Source organism: Candidatus Oleimmundimicrobium sp. (assembly GCF_030651595.1).
In the GTDB taxonomy this organism is placed as follows: Bacteria; Actinomycetota; Aquicultoria; order UBA3085; family Oleimmundimicrobiaceae; genus JAUSCH01.
In genome coordinates, this window is sequence record NZ_JAUSCH010000004.1 from 93,487 (window position 1) to 113,427 (window position 19,941).

At 35.3% G+C, this 19,941-nt stretch carries 24 protein-coding genes; 6 read left to right on the forward strand and 18 right to left on the reverse strand.

Annotation, left to right across the window (positions count from 1 at the left end; genetic code table 11):
• Window positions 1-14 precede the first annotated feature (14 nt).
• The 5 genes from Q7U95_RS00570 to Q7U95_RS00590 all read left to right on the forward strand — a co-directional run bounded on the left by Q7U95_RS00570 (window position 15) and on the right by Q7U95_RS00590 (window position 3,722).
• Window positions 15-407 (forward strand): response regulator, encoded by a 393-nt coding sequence (locus Q7U95_RS00570; RefSeq protein WP_308751397.1) that lies wholly within the window; start codon window positions 15-17, stop codon window positions 405-407.
• A 24-nt stretch (window positions 408-431) separates the two neighbouring features.
• Window positions 432-2,453: a response regulator gene (locus Q7U95_RS00575; RefSeq protein ID WP_308751330.1), complete on the forward strand. Its 2,022-nt coding sequence runs from the start codon at window positions 432-434 to the stop codon at window positions 2,451-2,453.
• A 19-nt stretch (window positions 2,454-2,472) separates the two neighbouring features.
• The gene (locus tag Q7U95_RS00580) at window positions 2,473-2,847 is read left to right on the forward strand and encodes a response regulator (protein WP_308751331.1); all 375 of its coding nucleotides are present in this window, start codon (window positions 2,473-2,475) and stop codon (window positions 2,845-2,847) included.
• A 127-nt stretch (window positions 2,848-2,974) separates the two neighbouring features.
• The gene (locus tag Q7U95_RS00585; RefSeq protein ID WP_308751332.1) at window positions 2,975-3,421 is read left to right on the forward strand and encodes an SH3 domain-containing protein; all 447 of its coding nucleotides are present in this window, start codon (window positions 2,975-2,977) and stop codon (window positions 3,419-3,421) included.
• Window positions 3,422-3,425: 4 nt separating this feature from the next.
• On the forward strand, window positions 3,426-3,722 hold the full coding sequence (locus Q7U95_RS00590) for a hypothetical protein (protein ID WP_308751333.1): 297 nt from the start codon (window positions 3,426-3,428) through the stop codon (window positions 3,720-3,722).
• Between the two features lie 430 nt (window positions 3,723-4,152).
• Here Q7U95_RS00590 and Q7U95_RS00595 read toward each other — a convergent pair whose 3' ends face one another.
• Genes Q7U95_RS00595 through nrdR form a run of 6 tightly spaced genes read right to left on the reverse strand, consistent with a single transcriptional unit; the run spans window position 4,153 to window position 9,191 of the window.
• Window positions 4,153-5,181 carry a potassium channel protein gene (locus Q7U95_RS00595; protein WP_308751334.1) on the reverse strand — a complete coding sequence of 343 codons (1,029 nt, stop codon included), beginning with the start codon at window positions 5,179-5,181 and terminating at the stop codon, window positions 4,153-4,155.
• Entirely contained in the window at window positions 5,162-5,593 is a 432-nt protein-coding gene (gene dut / locus Q7U95_RS00600) for a dUTP diphosphatase (protein ID WP_308751335.1), read from the reverse strand. Before dut ends, Q7U95_RS00595 begins: the two co-directional genes overlap by 20 nt.
• 35 nt (window positions 5,594-5,628) lie before the next feature.
• Window positions 5,629-6,360 (reverse strand): anaerobic ribonucleoside-triphosphate reductase activating protein, encoded by a 732-nt coding sequence (locus Q7U95_RS00605; RefSeq protein ID WP_308751336.1) that lies wholly within the window; start codon window positions 6,358-6,360, stop codon window positions 5,629-5,631.
• Window positions 6,361-6,603 (reverse strand): thioredoxin family protein, encoded by a 243-nt coding sequence (locus Q7U95_RS00610; protein ID WP_308751337.1) that lies wholly within the window; start codon window positions 6,601-6,603, stop codon window positions 6,361-6,363.
• A complete protein-coding gene (gene nrdD, locus Q7U95_RS00615; protein ID WP_308751338.1) occupies window positions 6,527-8,716 on the reverse strand; it encodes an anaerobic ribonucleoside-triphosphate reductase in 2,190 nt (729 codons plus the stop codon). The genes Q7U95_RS00610 and nrdD overlap by 77 nt, the downstream gene beginning before the upstream one ends.
• Before the next feature lie 28 nt (window positions 8,717-8,744).
• Entirely contained in the window at window positions 8,745-9,191 is a 447-nt protein-coding gene (gene nrdR, locus Q7U95_RS00620) for a transcriptional regulator NrdR (RefSeq protein ID WP_308751339.1), read from the reverse strand.
• Between the two features lie 240 nt (window positions 9,192-9,431).
• On the opposite strand from nrdR, the gene lexA reads away from it, so the two are divergent.
• On the forward strand, window positions 9,432-10,055 hold the full coding sequence (gene lexA, locus Q7U95_RS00625) for a transcriptional repressor LexA (protein ID WP_308751340.1): 624 nt from the start codon (window positions 9,432-9,434) through the stop codon (window positions 10,053-10,055).
• On the opposite strand, the gene hflX is transcribed toward lexA, so the two are convergent.
• The 12 genes from hflX to Q7U95_RS00685 all read right to left on the reverse strand — a co-directional run bounded on the left by hflX (window position 10,052) and on the right by Q7U95_RS00685 (window position 19,890).
• Window positions 10,052-11,350: a GTPase HflX gene (hflX, locus tag Q7U95_RS00630; RefSeq protein ID WP_308751341.1), complete on the reverse strand. Its 1,299-nt coding sequence runs from the start codon at window positions 11,348-11,350 to the stop codon at window positions 10,052-10,054. The genes lexA and hflX overlap by 4 nt on opposite strands.
• A gap of 18 nt (window positions 11,351-11,368) precedes the next feature.
• The gene (locus tag Q7U95_RS00635) at window positions 11,369-12,526 is read right to left on the reverse strand and encodes an LL-diaminopimelate aminotransferase (RefSeq protein ID WP_308751342.1); all 1,158 of its coding nucleotides are present in this window, start codon (window positions 12,524-12,526) and stop codon (window positions 11,369-11,371) included.
• Complete coding sequence (gene dapF / locus Q7U95_RS00640; RefSeq protein WP_308751343.1) at window positions 12,523-13,386, reverse strand: diaminopimelate epimerase; 864 nt, start codon at window positions 13,384-13,386, stop codon at window positions 12,523-12,525. The genes Q7U95_RS00635 and dapF overlap by 4 nt, the downstream gene beginning before the upstream one ends.
• Window positions 13,379-14,335 (reverse strand): tRNA (adenosine(37)-N6)-dimethylallyltransferase MiaA, encoded by a 957-nt coding sequence (miaA, locus tag Q7U95_RS00645; RefSeq protein ID WP_308751344.1) that lies wholly within the window; start codon window positions 14,333-14,335, stop codon window positions 13,379-13,381. The genes dapF and miaA overlap by 8 nt, the downstream gene beginning before the upstream one ends.
• A 42-nt stretch (window positions 14,336-14,377) precedes the next feature.
• Complete coding sequence (coaBC, locus tag Q7U95_RS00650) at window positions 14,378-15,574, reverse strand: bifunctional phosphopantothenoylcysteine decarboxylase/phosphopantothenate--cysteine ligase CoaBC (protein ID WP_308751345.1); 1,197 nt, start codon at window positions 15,572-15,574, stop codon at window positions 14,378-14,380.
• Between the two features lie 43 nt (window positions 15,575-15,617).
• On the reverse strand, window positions 15,618-15,863 hold the full coding sequence (gene rpoZ / locus Q7U95_RS00655) for a DNA-directed RNA polymerase subunit omega (protein ID WP_308751346.1): 246 nt from the start codon (window positions 15,861-15,863) through the stop codon (window positions 15,618-15,620).
• Window positions 15,864-15,883: 20 nt separating this feature from the next.
• Complete coding sequence (gmk, locus tag Q7U95_RS00660; RefSeq protein WP_308751347.1) at window positions 15,884-16,468, reverse strand: guanylate kinase; 585 nt, start codon at window positions 16,466-16,468, stop codon at window positions 15,884-15,886.
• Window positions 16,468-16,776 (reverse strand): integration host factor, actinobacterial type, encoded by a 309-nt coding sequence (gene mihF, locus Q7U95_RS00665; RefSeq protein ID WP_308751348.1) that lies wholly within the window; start codon window positions 16,774-16,776, stop codon window positions 16,468-16,470. Before mihF ends, gmk begins: the two co-directional genes overlap by 1 nt.
• Before the next feature lie 117 nt (window positions 16,777-16,893).
• Window positions 16,894-17,475, reverse strand: a complete 582-nt coding sequence (gene pyrE, locus Q7U95_RS00670; RefSeq protein WP_308751349.1) for an orotate phosphoribosyltransferase — start codon at window positions 17,473-17,475, stop codon at window positions 16,894-16,896.
• The gene (gene pyrF, locus Q7U95_RS00675) at window positions 17,468-18,193 is read right to left on the reverse strand and encodes an orotidine-5'-phosphate decarboxylase (protein WP_308751350.1); all 726 of its coding nucleotides are present in this window, start codon (window positions 18,191-18,193) and stop codon (window positions 17,468-17,470) included. The genes pyrE and pyrF overlap by 8 nt, the downstream gene beginning before the upstream one ends.
• Window positions 18,190-19,110, reverse strand: coding sequence for a dihydroorotate dehydrogenase (locus Q7U95_RS00680; RefSeq protein WP_308751351.1), 921 nt, complete (start codon window positions 19,108-19,110; stop codon window positions 18,190-18,192). The genes pyrF and Q7U95_RS00680 overlap by 4 nt, the downstream gene beginning before the upstream one ends.
• 6 nt (window positions 19,111-19,116) lie before the next feature.
• A complete protein-coding gene (locus tag Q7U95_RS00685) occupies window positions 19,117-19,890 on the reverse strand; it encodes a dihydroorotate dehydrogenase electron transfer subunit (protein ID WP_308751352.1) in 774 nt (257 codons plus the stop codon).
• Window positions 19,891-19,941: the final 51 nt, after the last annotated feature.

Consider the following 19,941-nt stretch of genomic DNA (forward strand, 5'->3'; position numbering starts at 1 on the left):
ATGGATAAAAAAAGATATTAGTTGTTGATGATGATTTAAACATATGTCGCTTAATTAAATTTAAATTAACTAATAAAGGTTATGAGTTAATGGAAGCGCATAATGGAGAGGACGCATTAATAAAAGCGGTTCTTTTTAAACCGGACTTAATTTTGCTTGACGTGATGATGCCCAAAATGAACGGCTGGGAAGTTTATGGAAAATTAAAAGAACACGCGGAATTAAAAGAAATTCCAGTAATAATGGTAACAGCAGTAAGCCAGTTAGATGAGTCATTTGAAAATATTAATGCGCAAAACATTAAAGGATATATAAAAAAGCCCTTTGATTTTTCAGAACTGATAAAAACAATAGAAAAGAACTTAGGACAAGCAGTTGACGGTAGTCCATTCGGCAGCCTAAGTTAGAACAGGTAAAACAGGAGAGACTGCATGAAGAAAGTTGATAACAATATAGCCGAAGCTATCCTTCTAAGTACGGCAGATGGATTAATTGCTTTTGATAAAGATGACAAAATAATTTTATTTAATCCTGTAGCTGAGCAAATATTGGGGGTTAAACAAGAAAAAGTTATCAACAAACCAATTAAAATGTCGGGTTTACTGGGAATAAAGAGATTAGATAAAGCTGAGGAACCATTGAAGTGTTGGGAGTATTTTGGATGCAAACATAAAAAATGCTCAGTATGCAATAAAAAAATTACCCGTTGTTGGCTTTATTCAAACACTTTTTGCAAAGGCACCTTTAAGGGAACATTTAAAGATAAGATTGATGAATGCAGAGAATGCGAGTTTTTCAAGTTAAATTCAAAAAGAGTAGAAGAAACAGGTATAGCTTCTGTCGAACAAGCTATCACTAATGGGTCTAACCGTAAAATTATACAAATCAAAACCAGTTCGATTTTAAATAAAAACAATGAATTTTTAGGTTATGTTAAATCAATACGCGACATAACTGCTGAGAAAGAAATTTCTCAGCTGAAAAACGAGTTTATTTCCACTGTTTCACACGAACTTCGAACGCCACTTACCTCAATTAAAGGTTATATTGATCTTCTTTTAGAGCAAGAGGCCGGCAATGTTAATCAAACACAGCGAGAGTTTCTGTCTATAGTGAAGCAAAACAATGATCGTCTTGTTGTTTTAATCAATGATTTGCTGGATATTTCAAAAATCGAATCGGGTCGAGTACACCTTAGAATTAAAAGTTATAATTTAGCTGAAATTTTAGCAGAAGTTGTTAATACTTTTAAAACACTTGCAAATCAAAAAAAACAAATTATAAAACTCCGTATTTCAAAAAATTTACCTAAAATTGCCGCAGACAGAGATAAGATGTCGCAGGTTATGGCCAATCTCATAAGTAATGCAATAAAGTATACGCCAACTGGCGGAACCATAAAGATTGGAACAAAGCGCAACGACTCCAGGGTTGAAATCTATGTAACCGATACAGGAATTGGAGTATCTCCAGAAGATCAAAAAAATCTTTTTACAAAGTTTTTTCGCGTTGACAATTCACTTACTCGTGAAATTGGAGGAACCGGTTTAGGGTTATCTATTTGCAAGAAAATAATTGAGTTACATGGCGGGAAAATTTGGGTAGATAGCGAACTAGGCAAGGGGAGCACCTTTACTTTATCTATACCTATTTATGAAATAATTGAAGAAGAAAAAACTAAGAGAAACTTAAGTAAATTCCTTAAAAAAGGATTTAGGAAGGGTAAAAAAATTCTTGTGGTAGACGATGAACCTGAAATTGCAATGTTGCTTCAAATTTATCTCGAAAAAGAGGGGTATAGCGTAATAAAAGCATTTAGCGGTGAAGAAGCGCTGGAAGTTGCAAGACAAGAAAGCCCGGATTTAATTACTCTAGACATAATGATGGATAAAATGGATGGATTTGAAGTGCTCCGAGAGTTAAAAGATAAGTCGGACACGGCCAATATTCCTGTTATTGTTCTTTCTATTGTTTCCGATGAGTACCGGGGGATAAAACTTGGAGCAGTAGATTATCTTACAAAACCAATTAATATTGAAAAGTTATCTAGGACAGTGAGCAATGCCCTTCGGTCTTCTGCCGGAGCTTCAAAAAAGGTTTTAATAGTAGATGACGATAAAGACCTTGTTGGGTTAGTTCAAGAAATACTTAACAATCAGGGTTATAATACAGTTGTTGCTTATGATGGCTTAGAAGGGATTATTGCCGCAAAAAAGGAACAGCCCGATCTCATTCTTTTGGATATAAAAATGCCCCAGTTAAATGGTTATGAGGTTGTGCAGAAACTTAAAAAAGCAAAGGAAACCTCCAAAATCCCAATTGTCGTTATGACAGCTTACGAATTTGACAAAACTAAGACTGAAATATTAAGCTTGATAGAACAGCAAATTTCAAAACCATTTTCAGTCGATATGATATATTCCAAAATTAAAGAAGTATTAAAAGAGGTATAAATTAAAAGAGGTATAAAAAATGTCAAAAGGTAAAATTTTAGTTGTCGACGACGAACCAGACATCTCTAATTTAATTAAATTTACCTTAGAGAGAAGGGGATATAAGATTATCTTAGCCAAAAATGGGCAGGATGCAATGAATATAGCAAAAAAAGAACAACCTAAATTAATTTTACTTGATGTGATAATGCCAGTTATCAATGGATATGAAGTATGCAGGTTACTAAAAGAATGTGCTGAAACAAAAGATATTCCGGTTATTATGTTATCGGGGAAAACTCAGAAAACAGAGATAGAACATGGATTAAAGGTGGGGGCTAATAATTATATTTGCAAGCCTTTTAGCCCTAAAGAATTTGCTAATACCATTGAAGAAATTTTTTCAAAAAATTAAAAATGTTAAAAATGCACACTATAGGTTGCTAAGCTCGTTTTAAATAGACAAAGCCAATAGAAGAAGTTTTTAATAAAAGAATAATTGTCACATAAACAAAAGGCAAATTAAGACAAGGACGTTAAGAATGGCCATAGATGAAACAGAAACATGGAAAAAAAATATCACACCAATATTTCCCTGGATTTTGCTGTTAATCGTTACAATAATCACACTATCCATCATAACTACTTCATTTAATGAGAATCCTAAAAATACCCAAGAAGCTGGGGTTGAAAAGAGCAAAGAAGTTAATTTAGAGGCGGAAGAGGACGATGAAATTACAGAAACAGAGAAAATCTCCGTTTCTGACAATAATGACCAAAAATATATTGGCAAAATAAGGATTCTTCTAAACGACCTAAATCTAAGAGATGAACCATCTATAACAGCGAGTGTGATAAAACAACTTAAAAAAGATACCATTTTTTTTGTAATTTCAGATGAAAATGGTTGGTATAAGATCACAGATGAAAAAGAAACGGAAGGTTATGTGGCCTCATCTTCTAAATATGTTGAATTAATTGAGGAATAAGTCTATGAAATCATTTGGTAGGGCGGATGAGTTTTATAGGGTTAAATTAATAACACTTTCAGAGACCCAGCCTGAAGAATTCGATTGGAAAGAAGATGTCCTTTATAGAAATCCGCCAAAAGAATTTACAGTATCTAATGAAATAGAATATCTGGTTATGATAGTTGATAAAAATACGGGTGAAAGTCATCACTCGTATTTTTATAAATTTAAACCAAAAGCTCAAAAAAAATTTGAGCTAATAAAGAAAGATTTAAAAGAGCTGACAAAAATGCAATTTCAAAAAAGATATCATATTTAAAAATATAACGTATGCCTAAATGTAGAAGTGAAAAAGTGAAAACAAGTGATATATAAAAAGATGGCTTAGTTTACATAAGATATATTATCAGGCCTAAAATTAAACATTAAAATACTTCTCTTGGTCTCCCCCTGTGGCAAATATGTCAACTAAACCCAGTAAAAGAATTATTACTGAAAATTTTATAGGGTTAAATTAATAATTAAATTAAAGTTTTCAAATACCCGTGCTGTTTTAGTATTACTAATCTCTCTCTTTTTTTTCTGATATCACTTTTATTTGTAAAATTGCAAACTCTCTCTTTTTATTACAAATAAGCTAGCGTGTTTAGTGTATTTAGCTGGTTAGACGCTCTGAGAGGCCGTTTAAGCGGTTTTTATTGCATTAACAATACTTGGGCTATACGGGTAACTCTTAATTTTCTAAACTACTATAAGCAAACAAGAGATTGACAGAGATCTAATTGCTCTCTTGTCCCAATAACAATTAAAATATCGCCCTCATTTATCTTTATTGATGTCGACGGGTTTGTGTTATAGCTTCCGTTTTTCTTGATAGCTAATACAAGGACTCCTGTTTTGTTTCTAATATTTGCTTCTTCGAGAGTTTTGCTTGCTATGCTTGAGCCACTTTTTACTTCAAGTTCTTCCAATTGAAATTTTAAATCCTCACCATGGGTAACTATGTCCAGATAATCAGAAGTTATCGGTTTAATCACTAGAGCCGCCATTCTTCTTCCGCCAATTATTGCAGGCGATATTACTCTATTTGCCCCAGCTTTTTTTAATTTTTCCTCTGATTCCTCAAAGTTTGCTCGTGCAACGATAAAAATGTTTGGGTTTAAGGCTCTTGCGGAAAGTGAAACAAAGACATTGTCAGCATCTGTATCTACAGCTGCAATTAATCCTTTTGCTTTAGCAATACCGGCCAATTCCAATACCTTGTCGTTTGTAGCATCTCCTTCAACAAATAATAAATTTTCTTCGTCAAGCTCGAAGATGGCCTCAGGATTATTTTCTACTACAACAAAAGGAATTTTTGTTTTCTTAAATTCTTTGACAACTTGACTGCCAACCCTCCCGTAACCACAGACAATATAGTGATTTTTTAAACTTTCAATTTTCTTTTTCATCCTTTTCTCCCCCACTATTCCTTTTAAATGACCTTCAACTAAAAATTCAATAGTTGCGCCTAAAGCATATATTCCCGTGCCAACGCCGCCAACTATTAAACACAGGGTAAATATTTTACCGGCTGCAGAGAGGGGCGCAACTTCGCGAAACCCAACTGTTGAAATTGTAATAATTGTCATGTAGAGGGCATCAAATAATGACCACCCTTCTATTGATGAATAGCCAAATACGCCTGAGATTAACACAATAAAAAAAATAATCAGAGCCAATCTTAACCTGGAAACTATATTTAAATTATTATGGTATTTATATTCCTGTACTCCCAAATCCGTTACTTCCCCTTATAGTGCTGTCAAGTTCAGAAACCACTTTAAAAGAAGGAGTTTCTACTTTTTGTATTACCAGCTGACAGATCTTGTCTCCTTTTTTTACGGCGAAAGTCTCTTTTTTGTCTGTATTGATGGCAATTACACATATCTCGCCCCTATACTTTGAATCAATCAAACCAGGCGTATTTAATATACTGAGCCCGTGTTTAATTGCCAAGCCGGAGCGTGGCTGAACAAATCCAGCATATCCACCGGGTATTGAAAGGGCAATTCCTGTGGGGACAAGAACTCTTTCACCCGGTTTTATATCGACATCGATTCTACTAAACAAATCGCAGCCAGCGTCGCCATCGTGTGCCGGTTTGGGTGTTTGTAAGTCCTTATCTAAAAGTTTAAGTTTTATTTCCATTAAAATATCTCCCATTAAATAATATTTATTAATTTTTACCCGCGTAATTCTGTCGGTACAAAACGAAGGCATTCCTCGGTTAAATTAATAAGCAGTTCTCTTTTGTATGGCTTTGTTTCCATCAATTTTGGGTCTAATGTTACTTTGGGATTATACTGTTGTAAATAATAGTGCTGCGCTTTTCGGTTGCCCAAATATTGAGCTATTTCAATTACATCTTCTTTTTCGGCTAGTTTAGGAACTACCGTAGTTCTGAATTCATGAGAAATGCCTGAATTTACTATTAAATCGATGCTTTTTTTAATTTTTTCGATATTGACGCTGACGCCAGCTGCTTTTGAATATTTTCTGAAGCTTGACTTAACATCCATTGCAATATGATCAACTAATTCTTCTTTAATCAATCGGGAGAGAACCCGAGGCCGGGTCCCATTGGTATCCAGTTTTACTGAATAGTCCATCTCTTTTAATATGGATAAGAAATCTTCTAATCCATATTCTATGGTAGGTTCTCCCCCGGTGATTATCACACCATCAAGCCACTTTTTCTTTGTTTCCAGATGTTGCCTTACTTTTTCCCACGAAAGCAAAGATTGTTTTTTTGGAGAAAGCACAAGTTCCGGGTTGTGACAAAAAGGACATTTAAAGTTACATCCTCCAACAAATAAAACGCATGCAACCCTCCCCACCCAATCAAGCATGGTAACAGGAACTATTCCCCTTAATTCAATTGATGAACTTTCTAAACAGGAACTTACTTTTAACATTTAAGACACATTTCTAAGCTCATCAATATTTGGGATAACACCCAACCAAGATTTCATTTCTTTTCCAATTTCATCCGTTACGACTATTGACGGAGCAGACATCACTCCATAAAAAGCAGCTTCAGCTAAACCATTAACTTCACCAATATCATAAAGTTCTACATCATTAAGCTGAGCGGCTAGCGCTTTGGCCTCCGGACACTTTGGGCAGTCCGCTTTCACAAAAAGTTTTATTTTCATCATTATTACCTCCTTCTAAATTAGTTCGAATTCTATCTTTGATTTCAGCAACTTTTCCCTTATTCCACGTGGAAACCTTTGAAAAGTATCCAACAATTCTAGTGATGCCATAAACGTTATCTGAATCACAAAGAGGACAATTTTTTAAAAGCCCCCTAGAGGTTTTGCAGCAATTATTACAAACTGTAAATTCAGGACTAAACGCAATTTGGGAAGCATTGGTATTTTTAAATGTTTTTACCACAAAACTCTTTATTGCAGCTGGGTCCGGTTCATGCTCGCCAAGCCATATATGCACTATTGCTCCAGCTTCAATTAAAGGATGAAAGAGACTTTGTTTTTCAACTCTTTCAATATAATCAACCTCTGCATCAACAGCAATGTGAACACTATTAGTGTAATAGTACTCGCCATTTTCAAGACTTCCCTTGATAACTTTTCGTGTTTGGCGAGGATAATATTTCATATCTAATTTTGCTAATCTATATCCGCTCGATTCGGCAGGAGATTCTTCAAGTATCATATTGATTCCATATTGTTCAGATAAATTTTTGCACTTTAAGTTCATATGAGAAATTACTTTTAATCCAAACTTTAAAGCTTCATCGGATTCATGAAGTTGTTTACCTGTATGAGCTTCAACCATTTCATTTAGCCCAAGGAGACCTACTAAATAAGTTAATCGTTCAATTTTTAAATATGGATCACCGTCTTTAGACGCACTCAGCATTGCAAGTGGACCATTTTTACCAAGATCAAGCAGACTTTTTATAAACTCCTTTTTTTGTAAGTGTGCTTTTGCAACAAGTTCAATGGCTTTATCGATCTCCATAAAAAACAGTTGATCATTATCTTGTGCTTTATAAGCTATTCTTGGCAGGTTAATCGTTACATTTTGAAGTGCGGAAAAACGCATTTTTTCAGGAGTTTTTGTTTCTTTTAAATCTGAACCTTTCAGTCTCAGTTTTAACCGGCAACACTGTGAAACAGTTACTTCGTCTCCTCTATCGAAAACAAAGTAAGTAATTCCTTGTTTACTTGCTAATTTACAAGCTAAATCTAAGAATTCTTCATGCCCTTCAGTTTCAAAAAAGTCTTTGTTTATGTGAAGTAATGGTTTAGGAAAGACAAAAGTTTTACCCACAGCATCGCCTTCCAGATAAATCTCAAACATGGCTTTTAAGAACATCTGAGCTTCTTTTTCGTATTCCTTATAAGTTTTACCCGTAAATACTCCTCCCGGGCCAACAGCTTTTGTATCTCTAAAATGAGCGGGTATATTCCAGTAAAGATTAAAGTCAGTAAATACAACCTGAGAACCTCTTGCGCCAGCCAATTGATTAAATTCGTAAATTAACATTTGAGCTAATTGCTTTATTTCATCATATGACCGGCCAACCATATAAGGAGCAAAAAACATATTTACAGCTTCCCACCCAATTGCACCGGCATAATGTGACTGTAACGAAGAGGCCATTTTCACCATATGTCCTATAAGAACTTCGGCATGTTTGGCTGGTTTTGAAGAACTGGTAATATTGGGAAGGCTTAGGCCATATTTTTTAATATATTCAAGTGAGTGCCCTCCGCAATACGGCCTCACAATAAAACCAAGGTCATGAATATGAATGTCTCCTACAAGGTGGGAAAGTGCCACATCTTCGCTATATACTCGTCTCAACGCAAACTCTTTAAGAATCGATTCGGCAATGGTTAAATTTATCGATTCCGGATTATGTGTCGTATTGCTGTTCTCTTTGTTTGGATTAAAGATGATTTGTTCAACATCATACATCGGAAGACCCAAGTGAGAATGTTTCTTGTGTGCAATAGTAAGGCCGCGTTGTATTAATTCAATGTCAATAAGTTCTCTAATAATACTCGTTGTTACCTCAGAAAGATTGCTGTTTAAAATCTTTTGCTCAACAACATCGGCAATTCCCTTAGCTAACTCGCTAGCTAAGTTAGTCTCTTTGATCAGGGATTCTATTATTTTCTCTTTGTTCCAGCCATTTATTTCCTGTTGTGATGCTGTGCTTACCAACAGTGCGATATCTGTGGTATCATCTGGTCTATCCGGCAAATTTTTTATTACACTGATTACTCTTTTCGACATAAGCAAATCCTCCCATAATATAATTTTTTTACTGTAGCTTTTCAAGTTCAGCCATAAACTCATCTATATCTTTAAACTCTCTATAAACCGACGCAAACCGAATATAAGCAACCTTGTCTATCTTTTTCAGATGTCTTAAAATCATCTCTCCCAGCTCTTGAGATGAAATTTCGTATTTAAATTCATTTTTGAGTTGTGTTTCAATATCCGATACCATTTTTTCAAGCCTTGATGCTGTAACATGCCTTTTCACTGTTGCTCGGCCCAATCCGGCAATTAGTTTTCCTCGATTAAACGGTTCGCAAGTTCCATCTTTTTTTATGACTGTAAGCGGAATTTCTTCTATTCTTTCAAATGTTGTAAATCGCTGAGAACATTTAACGCATTCCCGTCTTCTGCGAATTGCATCATCGGAATCTGTTGCTCTTGAATCAACTACTCTGGTGTCTAAACTTCCGCAAAATGGGCACTTCATGCTTTTCCACCGTTTCTCCACAATCTATCCACAATATATTGTGGATAGATTTCATAGAAATTCTATATATAGTATGTATTATCGGCAACTACTTGAAATTTGTACAGCTTTTTTTAATTTTTTTTTAATTTTGTATCTCTTGCCTACCATAATAGCCTTAAAAATTTTTTAAACCGAACGGATGTTTGCATATAAATTATTCTACTGTTATAATTTTTTAAAAAGTTAAAGGTGGTATTGGTGAATAACAAAAAATCTCTTACTAAAAGACAACAGCAAATACTTGATTTTATTTTGGCCGAAATCCATAAAAAAGGATATCCCCCATCTGTACGTGATATTGGCAAAGCTGTTGGTCTTTCATCAACCTCAACCGTTCACAGTCATCTCTCATCGTTAGAAAAAAAGGGATATTTACGTCGAGATCCAGCTAAACCAAGAGCTATCGAAGTTCTTGGTTTTAGAGAAGCGGAAATCGGGCTTCCCCCAAGTAAAATTAGAAGTGTTCCGGTTGTTGGTCGAATTGCGGCGGGCACACCGCTTTTAGCCGAAGAAAATATCGAAGATACCTTTCCTCTTCCTGCTGATATGGTTAAAGACAATGCATTCATCTTAAAAACAAAAGGCGATAGCATGGTTGGTGCTGGAATATTTGAAAATGATTATCTGGTTGTAAGACAACAATCTACCGCGCAAAATGGTGATATAGTCGTTGCCTTGCTTGGAGAAGAAGCAACTGTCAAAAGATTTTACAAAGAGAAGGACAGGATAAGACTTCAACCTGAAAATCCGGCTATGGAACCGATATTCAGCCAAGATGTAATTATTCTAGGTAAAGTAACTGCTCTGTTGCGACTTCTTTAAATTATTTGTTCGATGTTTTTATTTTCCCTTAAAAATTTTTTAAATCCGAGTAGGTAAATTTCTGGAATTTCAATCACTAAAATATTCCCGTCTGAAAATTTTTTCTTTGAAATGACCCTTCCTAATTGATATACCTTTTGAAAAATTTTGTTTTCATTGTAGGGTATTTTTAAAGTAATCTTCACAGCATTTTGAGTTATAATTTCGTCAATTTTCTTAAGTAAAATTTCAATATTTAAATTTTTAAGTGCGGAAATATACAGCGCATCGGGAAATTTTCTTTTTATCCTTTTTAGTAATCTTTCGTTAATAGCATCTATTTTATTAAAAACATTTATTTGTGGTTTTCCGGTTGCCCCTATATCACTTAAAATATTTTCAACTGCCGCTATCTGTTCTTCCATCATCGGAGAACTTAAATTTATTACATGCAAGATTAAATCTGTTTCCCTAATTTCATCTAAAGTTGATTTAAATGAAGCTATTAATTGATTGGGAAGATTGCTGATAAACCCAACCGTATCCGAGATAACTACTTTCTGTTTGCTTGGAAGAATAAGTTTTCGTGAAGTAGAATCCAAGGTGGCAAACAATCTATCTTTAACAAGGACGTCAGCACTGGTTAAAACATTTAAAAGAGTTGATTTGCCCGCGTTGGTGTAACCGACAATTGATATAAGAAAAATTTGATTTTTCTTGCGTTGTTTCCTTTGCAAAGAACGTCTTTTGTCGAGTTCTTCAAGTTCCTTTTTTAAGTGTTGGATTCTTTGGTTAATCTTTCTTCTATCAACTTCAAGTTTTGTTTCGCCTGGGCCGCGTGTTCCGATTCCCCCACCCAACCTTGAAAGTTCCATGCCTTTTCCTTTTAATCTAGGTAATCTATAGTTTAATTGAGCCAGTTCTACTTGAAGTTTTCCTTCGTTGGAGTGAGCGTGTCGAGCAAAAATATCTAAAATAAGAGCAGTTCGATCGATAATTTTTAAGTTAATTATTTCTTCTAAATTACCCTGCTGGGAAGGCGTTAGGTTATTATTAAAAATAATAGAAGTTGCTCCCAGCTTTTTAGACAGATTTGCTATTTCTTTTGCTTTTCCAATACCGATATAGGTTTTTGGATGGGGTTTTTCGCGTTGTTGAATTAACTTCCCCACAACTTTTGCTCTCGCGGTTGCCGAAAGTTGTTCTAACTCCCGAATAGAATCCTCAATTTCCCAAATTTTTTGACTTGGTTGCTGAAGCGTAACTAAAATAACTTTTTCTTTTAGGGTTTGCTGTGCTCCGTTAAACGATTTCATAACACCTTATTAAATTAATTATAATGAGTTCTCGATGCGTTTTAATGCTTCGATTAATCGATCATCCTTAACACTCAAAGAAATCCTTACATAGCCCTCGCCCGAGGGTCCGTAAGCATTCCCGGGGGAAATAACCACTCCAGCACTTTCCAAGATGTGGGTCGCGAAACTTGCAGAAGTATATTTATCCGGAACTCTGACCCAAACATATATAGTTGCTTTGGGAACTGTAAACCCTAAATTCATCTTTCTTAAAGCTTCAACCACCATATTGCGGCGCTTTGCATATAAAGAACATATCTGTTTAACACAATCCTGAGAACCTTCGAGGGCCGCTATTCCAGCATATTGAATGGCGTTAAAAATACCTGAGTCAACATTGGTCTTAACTCTTCCCAATGCTTCAATGCCCATTTTATTCCCAATAGCAAAGCCAATTCTCCAACCTGTCATATTGTAAGTTTTTGACAACGACTGAAATTCAATTCCAACATTTTTTGCCCCTGGAACCTCTAAAAAGCTTGACGGAACATATCCATCATAAGCAATTTCAGAATAAGCATTGTCGTGACAGACTAATATGTCGTATTTTTTTGCAAAAGCAACAACTTCCTCAAAAAATTCAAGCGACGCTGTCGCTGAAGTTGGATTATTTGGGTAATTTATAAACATTATCTTTGCCCTTCTTGCAACTTCCTTATTAATTTTTGTTAAATCAGGCAGATAATTATTTTTAGAAAGAAGGGGCATGTAGTAAGGCTTTCCGCCTGCTAAAATTGTCCCTACTTTATAAACAGGATAACCTGGATCTGGAATTAACGCTATGTCTCCGGGATCTATAAATGCTAAAAATATATGCGCTATCCCCTCTTTTGAGCCAATTAAGGGTAAAATTTCCGAATCGGCCTCAAAGTTCAAGTTGAACCTGTTTTTACAAAAATTGGCAATTGCTTCTCTAAATCCAGGCATTCCGAAATATGATGGATACCTATGATTTTCAGGGTTACGCGCTTGCTCACAGAGCATATCTATTATATGAGAAGGTGTTGGCTCAACAGGGTCACCAATACCCAAACTAATCACATCAACTCCTTCAGCCCTTTTTTGAGCTATTTTTTTATCAATTTCAGCAAATAAATACGGTGGTAAATTTTTAATTCGTTGTGCTTGTTTCAATTACAGTCCTCCTGGTTTAAGTAAATTTTTCCGGTAAATATTTCTTTAGCGGGGCCTATCATTGAAACATCATTATTCATAATTTCTATTTCAAGATCTCCCCCTAAAAGATGGACTGAAACTCGTTTTTGAGTTAATCCGAGCTTATTAGCTGCAACTACGGTTGCACATGCCCCTGTGCCACAGGCTAAAGTTTCGCCAACTCCTCTTTCCCATACTCTTAGTTTTATTTCACTTTTGTTAACAACTTGCGCAAATTCTACGTTTGTTTTATTTGGAAATATTTTCATGTTTTCAATTTTTGGTCCAATAATATCTATCGGAACATTAGAAACGTTCTTAACAAAAATTACACAATGGGGATTGCCCGTCGAAACACAAGTAATTTTAAGTTTTTGACTATCAACCTCAATTTCTTCATCAATAAGCTCTTTTTTTTCAATATTTATGGGAATATCAATCGCTTTAAAAGAGAAATTCCCCATATTGACCTTGGCGCCTGCAACTTCCTTGTTGTTAAAGATTAATTGAACATCTTTTATTCCACCCGGCGTTTCTATGCTAACGGTATCTTTAGTAATCAAACATTGATCATATAAAAATTTTGCAAAACAACGGATTCCGTTACCGCACATTTCGGCCATGGTCCCATCTGAGTTATAAAAAAGCATAAAAAACTCCGCTTTGGAACTCATCGGAGGCCTAACAAGTATCACTCCATCCGCCCCTATTCCAAAATGCCTGTTACAAAGCCAGCGTATTTTTTCAGGATTCAGCTCAATTATTTTTTTTAAATCGCTAATTAATATAAAATCATTGCCTGCTCCTTGTGATTTTATAAATTCCAAAACTTTATTCACTTTTCCTCCCAAAATCTAAATTATCTATAATTTCGTTCACAATCAACGATTGTTCCTTCCCGTCAGTATCTATCCACTTTATTCTTTTATCGCGTTTAAACCAGGTAAGTTGCCTTTTTGCAAAATTCTTTGTTCTTTGTTTAATTAATTCTTTAGCTTCGTCTAAGACAATTTGACCATTTAAATAACGGATTATTTCCTTGTATCCAAGCGCTTGAAGAGCTGTTGTGGATTTTAATTTACCAGACGAAACTAATTTTTCGACCTCTTCAACCAGTCCGTTTTTGAACATTTGTTCAACTCGTTTATCTATCTTAGCATAAAGTTTTTCACGATTTAAATTTAGTCCAAAAATTTTTACATTATAAAGCGAGCTCTCTTTTTCCCAATTTTTGTGATAGTCTGCGTATGATTTACCCGTAATGTTAACTATTTCAAGAGCGCGTATTAACCTTCTAATGTTATTTGGATGGATTTTTTTAGCTGCACTGGGATCAAGTTTTGATAATTGTTTGTGGAGAGATTTTGGGTCATCTTTAGCTTGTTTCTCTATATCTTGACGAAAAGTAGACTTCAGTGTTCCTTTGGGGAAACCAAGCTCATCGATTACAGCTTTTATATATAAGCCGGATCCACCAACCAGTATTGGCAGTTTGTCTCTCTGAAGGATGCTGAAAATTGCTTTACGAGCTAATTTCTGATATTCGGCCACACTAAAATTTTCAGTTGGTTCCGCAACGTCTATGAGATGGTGCTTGACTCCTTGCATCTCGTCAGAACTTAGCTTTGCCGTTCCAATAGACATTCCTTTATAAACCTGCATTGAATCGGCAGAAATAATTTCGCCATTATGCTTTTTAGCCAGTTCAATGGCAATTTTGCTTTTACCAACAGCTGTTGGGCCGACTATGACGAGAACTTTTTCCTTAATTGTTTCATCTATTTTCACGGTTCAGTGTTATACCATCTTTCAAAAATTAGATCTCTTTAATTAATTGAGTGCTTCAACTAATTTATCGACAATAATTCGGGCAATTTCCCTCTTTGTCATGCAGGGTAAAGCATCCGGTTTACCTTTCTTGCCAATGATAGTGATTTCATTAACGTCTTCCCCGAAACCAATTCCTGGTTTTGAAATATCGTTTGCAATAATTAAATCAAGATTTTTTTCTTCAAGTTTTTGTTTTGCGTTTTTTATTAAATTCTCAGTTTCTGCGGCAAAACCTATTAATATTTGTCTGTCCTTTATTTTACCTAATTCCCCAATGATGTCCGAGTTACGTTTTAATTTTAAATTAAAAGTAGTTGCCCCGTCTTTTTTTATTTTTTTTGTAGATATTTTACATGGACTAAAATCAGCAACCGCTGCCGACATGATAACCGCATCACATTTGTCGAAGTATCTCAACACTTCGCGGTGTATATCTAAAGCGGTGTTTACCGATATTAAATTGACATTTTGAGGAATCGGTAAACACGTAGGGGTACTTATAAGTGTTGTTTTTGCCCCTCGTTTTATCAATTCATTTGCAATTGCGTACCCTGTTTTGCCGGAGGATTTATTGCCTATAAACCTAACTGGATCAATTGGTTCTCGTGTCCCACCTGCCGTAACTATGATTGAGTAATTTTCAAGATCTTTGCCTCTAGCCAACTCAAACTTAACAGCTTCAACAATAGATTCAACTTCTGCTAATTTGCCTATCCCCTCTTCACCGCAGGCCAATTTGCCATATGCCGGTTCGATTATTCTACAACCAAGACTTTTTAATTGATTTAAACTTTTCTGAGTCACCTCGTTTAAAAACATCTTGTTATTCATTGCTGGGGCAAAAATTATAGGTACGTTTGCGGCAAGGATTGTGGTTGAAAGAAGGTCGTCTGCCACTCCATTAGCTACTTTATTTATAATATTACCGGTTGCAGGAGCAACTAAAATAATATCGGCTTCATCGCTAAGCGAAATGTGATATATATCTTTTTCAGAATTTTCTTTAAATAGTTCAATTGCGACCGGTTGATTTGTTATTGTTTTAAAAGTCAATGGAGTTATAAATTTTGTGGCAGCTGAAGTCATTACTACTTTTACTGTGGCACCATCTTTAATTAATTTTCTTGCTATCTCAATTGCTTTATAAGCTGCAATACTTCCACTTACACCGAAAATAATTGTTTTTTCTTTAAGCATTAGATTACCTTACATCCAGCTAAATATTTAAAACAAATTTTTATTATTTAATTCCGTCTTTTAAACGCTTATAAGTTACTTTTCCTTCGACAATTTCTTTGAGAGCAATATCCAAGGGTTTATATGACTTAAGTTTTTCATTAGCCGGAGCTAAAGCATCTAAGCCCATTCTGTAATCAGAGCTAAGTAATTCATTTATCTGCCTGGCTCGTTTTGCAGATAATATAACCAGCGTATATCTGCTGTCAACTTTTTCAAGTAAATCGTTGAGATTTGGACATAATAACATTCTTTTAATTCCTCCAAATATTATAAAATTATAGTAGTTTTTTTTCTTCGTTCTTGTTCAATAATTTTTACAAGTTTTTCAGTTGTTTTTTTTAAATCTTTATTTACTATTACATAATCATATTTATTCGCAAACTTCATTTCAATTTTAGCTATATTTAAACGGTGTTTAATATCTTCTTCTCCCTCAGTTTTTCTATTGATTAATCTTTCTCTTAATTCTGCAAAGGAAGGTGGCTTTATAAAAATTAAAATCGAGTTAGGGATCTTCCTCTTGATTTTTAATGCTCCCTGAACATCAAGCTCAAGAATTACATCATTTCCGTCTCGAAGATGATCCCTAACCGTGTCTTTAAGTGTTCCATATTTTTTAGAATGAACAGTTGCCCACTCTAAAAACTCATCATTTTTTATTTTCTTATCGAATTCCTCTTCGGATAAGAAATAATAATTTAAATCTGGTCGCTCGCCGACCCGCTTCTTTCTAGTGGTTGATGAAACCGATAGTTCAATATCATCAAACTTTTTCATTATTTCTGAAATTAACGTTCCTTTTCCTGTACCCGAAGGACCAGAAATTACAAATAATTTTCTATCAGCTTTCATTAAGCAAGTTCTTTAGTTAGTTGCTCTTTTTGACGAGACCCAAGTCCAGCAATTCTCCTTGTGCTGCTAATTTTTAATTGCTCCATAATTTTTTGGCTTCTTACTTTACCGATTCCCGGAAGTGAATTTAACAAATCTAAAACCTTCATTCTTCCAACAATAGGGTCTGAGGATTTGTTTAAAACCTCACTTAACGAAACGTTCCCTTTCTTGATTTTTGCCTTTAGCTGCGCTCTCTTTTGACGAGTTTCAACAGCTTTTTTTAATGCTGCCTTGCGATCAGCGTCAGAAAGTTGTGGTAATGCCATAATGTTTCCTCCTTTAGTTTTTTAACTACCAGCGATATTATACATATAACTTTTTAAGATGGCAACCATTAACCTGCTTAAATAAAAATTTTTTCTATTTGCATATTTGCATAAAATTTATACACTATGTAATCCTCTGCTTCCCGGGCTCGATAAAGGTATCTTTTTTTTGCAAAGAGGGCATTGTTTTGGCTCGTAAGATGATGCGGAAATTTTAGCAAGCGAATGAACCGACCCTGTAAAATTTTTTTTCTCACCCCTATCAACCAAGCATGTTATTCCCACAACTTCTGCATTAAAATCATTTACTAAATCGACAATCTCTTTAATTGAGCCACCTTTGGTAATAACATCATCAACGATTAAAACTTTTTCGCCTTCGCGAATTCGAAAACCTCTTCTCAGAACCATCTTATCTCTTACTCTTTCTGCAAATATAAATTTTTTGTCTAAGGCTTGAGCAACTGCAAATCCGAGAACTATACCACCCACGGCCGGCGCCGCAACAACATCAATGGGCAAATCAAAATATGGCTCACTCATAGCGATAGCAACTCGATTAGTGAATGATGGGTATTCAAGCACTTTCATACATTGTATATAGGTATCACTATGATAGCCTGACGATAATTTAAAATGGCCGGTCTTTAATGCCCCATAACTTTTTAATGCTTCTAATAATTCTTCTCTCTCAATCACCTTTTTTAACCCCCTCGATTTCATTTAATATTTTTTTGGCCTTAATTTTGGGATTTTCATCTTTAATAATCGGCCTGCCAATTACCACATAATTTGCCCCAGCAGCTATGGCCTCCGAAGGAGACATTACTCTTTTTTGATCTATTGCGGCTTCACCTTTTGGCCTTATTCCCGGAACAACAATTATTTTATCTTTCCCAATGGCCTGTCTTAAATCTAAAATTTCATTAGGCGAAGACACCACTCCGTCTAAACCGGCCTTCATGGCCATAGTAGCAAGATTAACCACTTGCTCATTAACCTTTTTTTTAATTCCCATATCTGTTAGGTCATTATTGTCTAAACTTGTTAAAATTGTAACGCCTAAAATCGCTGGTGGGCTTATTTTTAACCTTAACGACTCTTCTTTTGTTGCTTCTGCGGCCCATTTCATCATATTAAAGCCTCCTTGGGTGTGAATTGTAAACATGCCAACACCCATCTTGACAATTTCTCTACAAGCTCCAGCAACTTGATTGGGTATATCGTGAAGCTTTAAATCCAAAAAAACATTAGCTCCTGTTTCTTTAATTGCTTTTACTACACCGGGCCCTTCCGCCAAAAAAAGCTCTAAGCCAACTTTAAATAAATCAACTTGATCTTCAAGTTGATGGCAAATTTTTAAAGCTTTGTCTTGTGATGAAACATCAAGCGCCACAATTAAAGGATTTTTTTTCATACTTTCACTTGCCCCACTATATCTGATATATCACTAATATCTTTTATTGTTAAAAATTCTTCGAGTTCTTCTATTAGTTTAATTGTAGCTTCCGGGTCTATAAAATTGGCAGTTCCAACAGCTACTGCTTTTGCTCCTGCCAGGAAGAACTCCAACGCATCATAACAATTCATTATACCGCCCATACCAATTATCGGAATATTTATTGCTTTCGATATCTTCCAGACCATCCCCACCGCAACGGGCTTTATAGCTGGCCCAGATAAGCCACCTACAATATTTGCAAGCTGCGGTTTAAATGATTGGGGATCGATAGCCATTCCTAAAATTGTATTTATTAAAGATACGGCATCAGCTCCCGCGTCTTCAACACCCTTGGCAATTTCGTCAATATTACCAACATTGGGAGACAATTTAACAATAAGCGGAAGCTTTGTTGTCTTTCTGACTGCTGAGGTTAATTTTATAGCTGATTTGACATTTAAGCCAAAAGATAATCCGCCGGACTTTACATTTGGACATGAAACATTAAGCTCAATGCCTTTTACCACATCTTTCTCTGAAAGTTGTTCGACAACGGCAACATATTCTTCAATCGTGTTTCCGGCTACATTAACTATTACCGGTACATTAAATTTTTTAAGAAATTCCAAGTCTTCGGCAATAAAATTTTTGACACCTTTATTTTGAAGTCCTATTGAATTTAACATTCCACAAGGGGTTTCATAAACGCGCGGTCCAGGATTTCCCGTTTGTTTTTTAAGAGTTACCCCTTTTGTTACAATTGCGCCAAGTTTTGACAAATCAATAAAGTTTGAATATTCCAATCCACTTCCAAATGTACCAGACGCAGTCATTACTGGATTTTTCATTTTAATTCCGGCAATTTCTACCCTTAGGTTTGGTTTCAAATTCATACCTTTCTAATCCCAAATAATTTCAGAAGCATCAAAGACTGGTCCGTCGGCGCAAACCCGCTTATAACCATTTATAGTGTTACAAACACAAGAAAGACAGGCTCCTATTCCACAAGCCATCCGTTCTTCAAGAGATATAAAACAAGGTACCTTATTTTGCTTCGCAATTAAAGCAACTTGTTTCAACATTGGTTCCGGCCCGCAGGCAAAAATCGTATCAGGTTTTTTGCTCTGCTTTAAGTAATCTAAGAGCAACTCAACAGTCGTGCCCTTTAACCCAAGACTACCATCATCTGTTGAGTAATGAATTCTATCAGCAATCTTTTCTTGTAACGAAAAATCAATAACTTTTTTATAATTGGCAAAACCAATTAACATATCAAAAATGATTTCTGTCGAATAAAGTTTCTCCGCCAAAAAAGTCAGGGGAGCAATTCCTATTCCACCCGATACAAGGAGCACTTTTTTGCAATTATTGGAAAGTTTAAATCCATTGCCAAGAGGGCCAATTATATCTAAATAACTATTAACTTCAGCTTCAGCAAGCGACTCGGTCCCCTTGCCAACAACTTGAAAAAGAATTTCAAAAGTCTCCTTGCTTGCTTGTCTGTACACGCTGAAAGGCCTTCGTAAAATAAAACTCTTTCCTTTTCCGCATTCAACATGCACAAATTGACCCGGGATTGCACTCGATGCAATTTCCGGGCACAAAAGCGACAACTTAAAAATACTCGGCGCTACCTGTTCTTTATTTAAAATTTTAGCTTTCACATGAGCCATCAATTAACACCAGCGTTATAATAATTTTGAATTTCCTTAGCGTCAACCTAT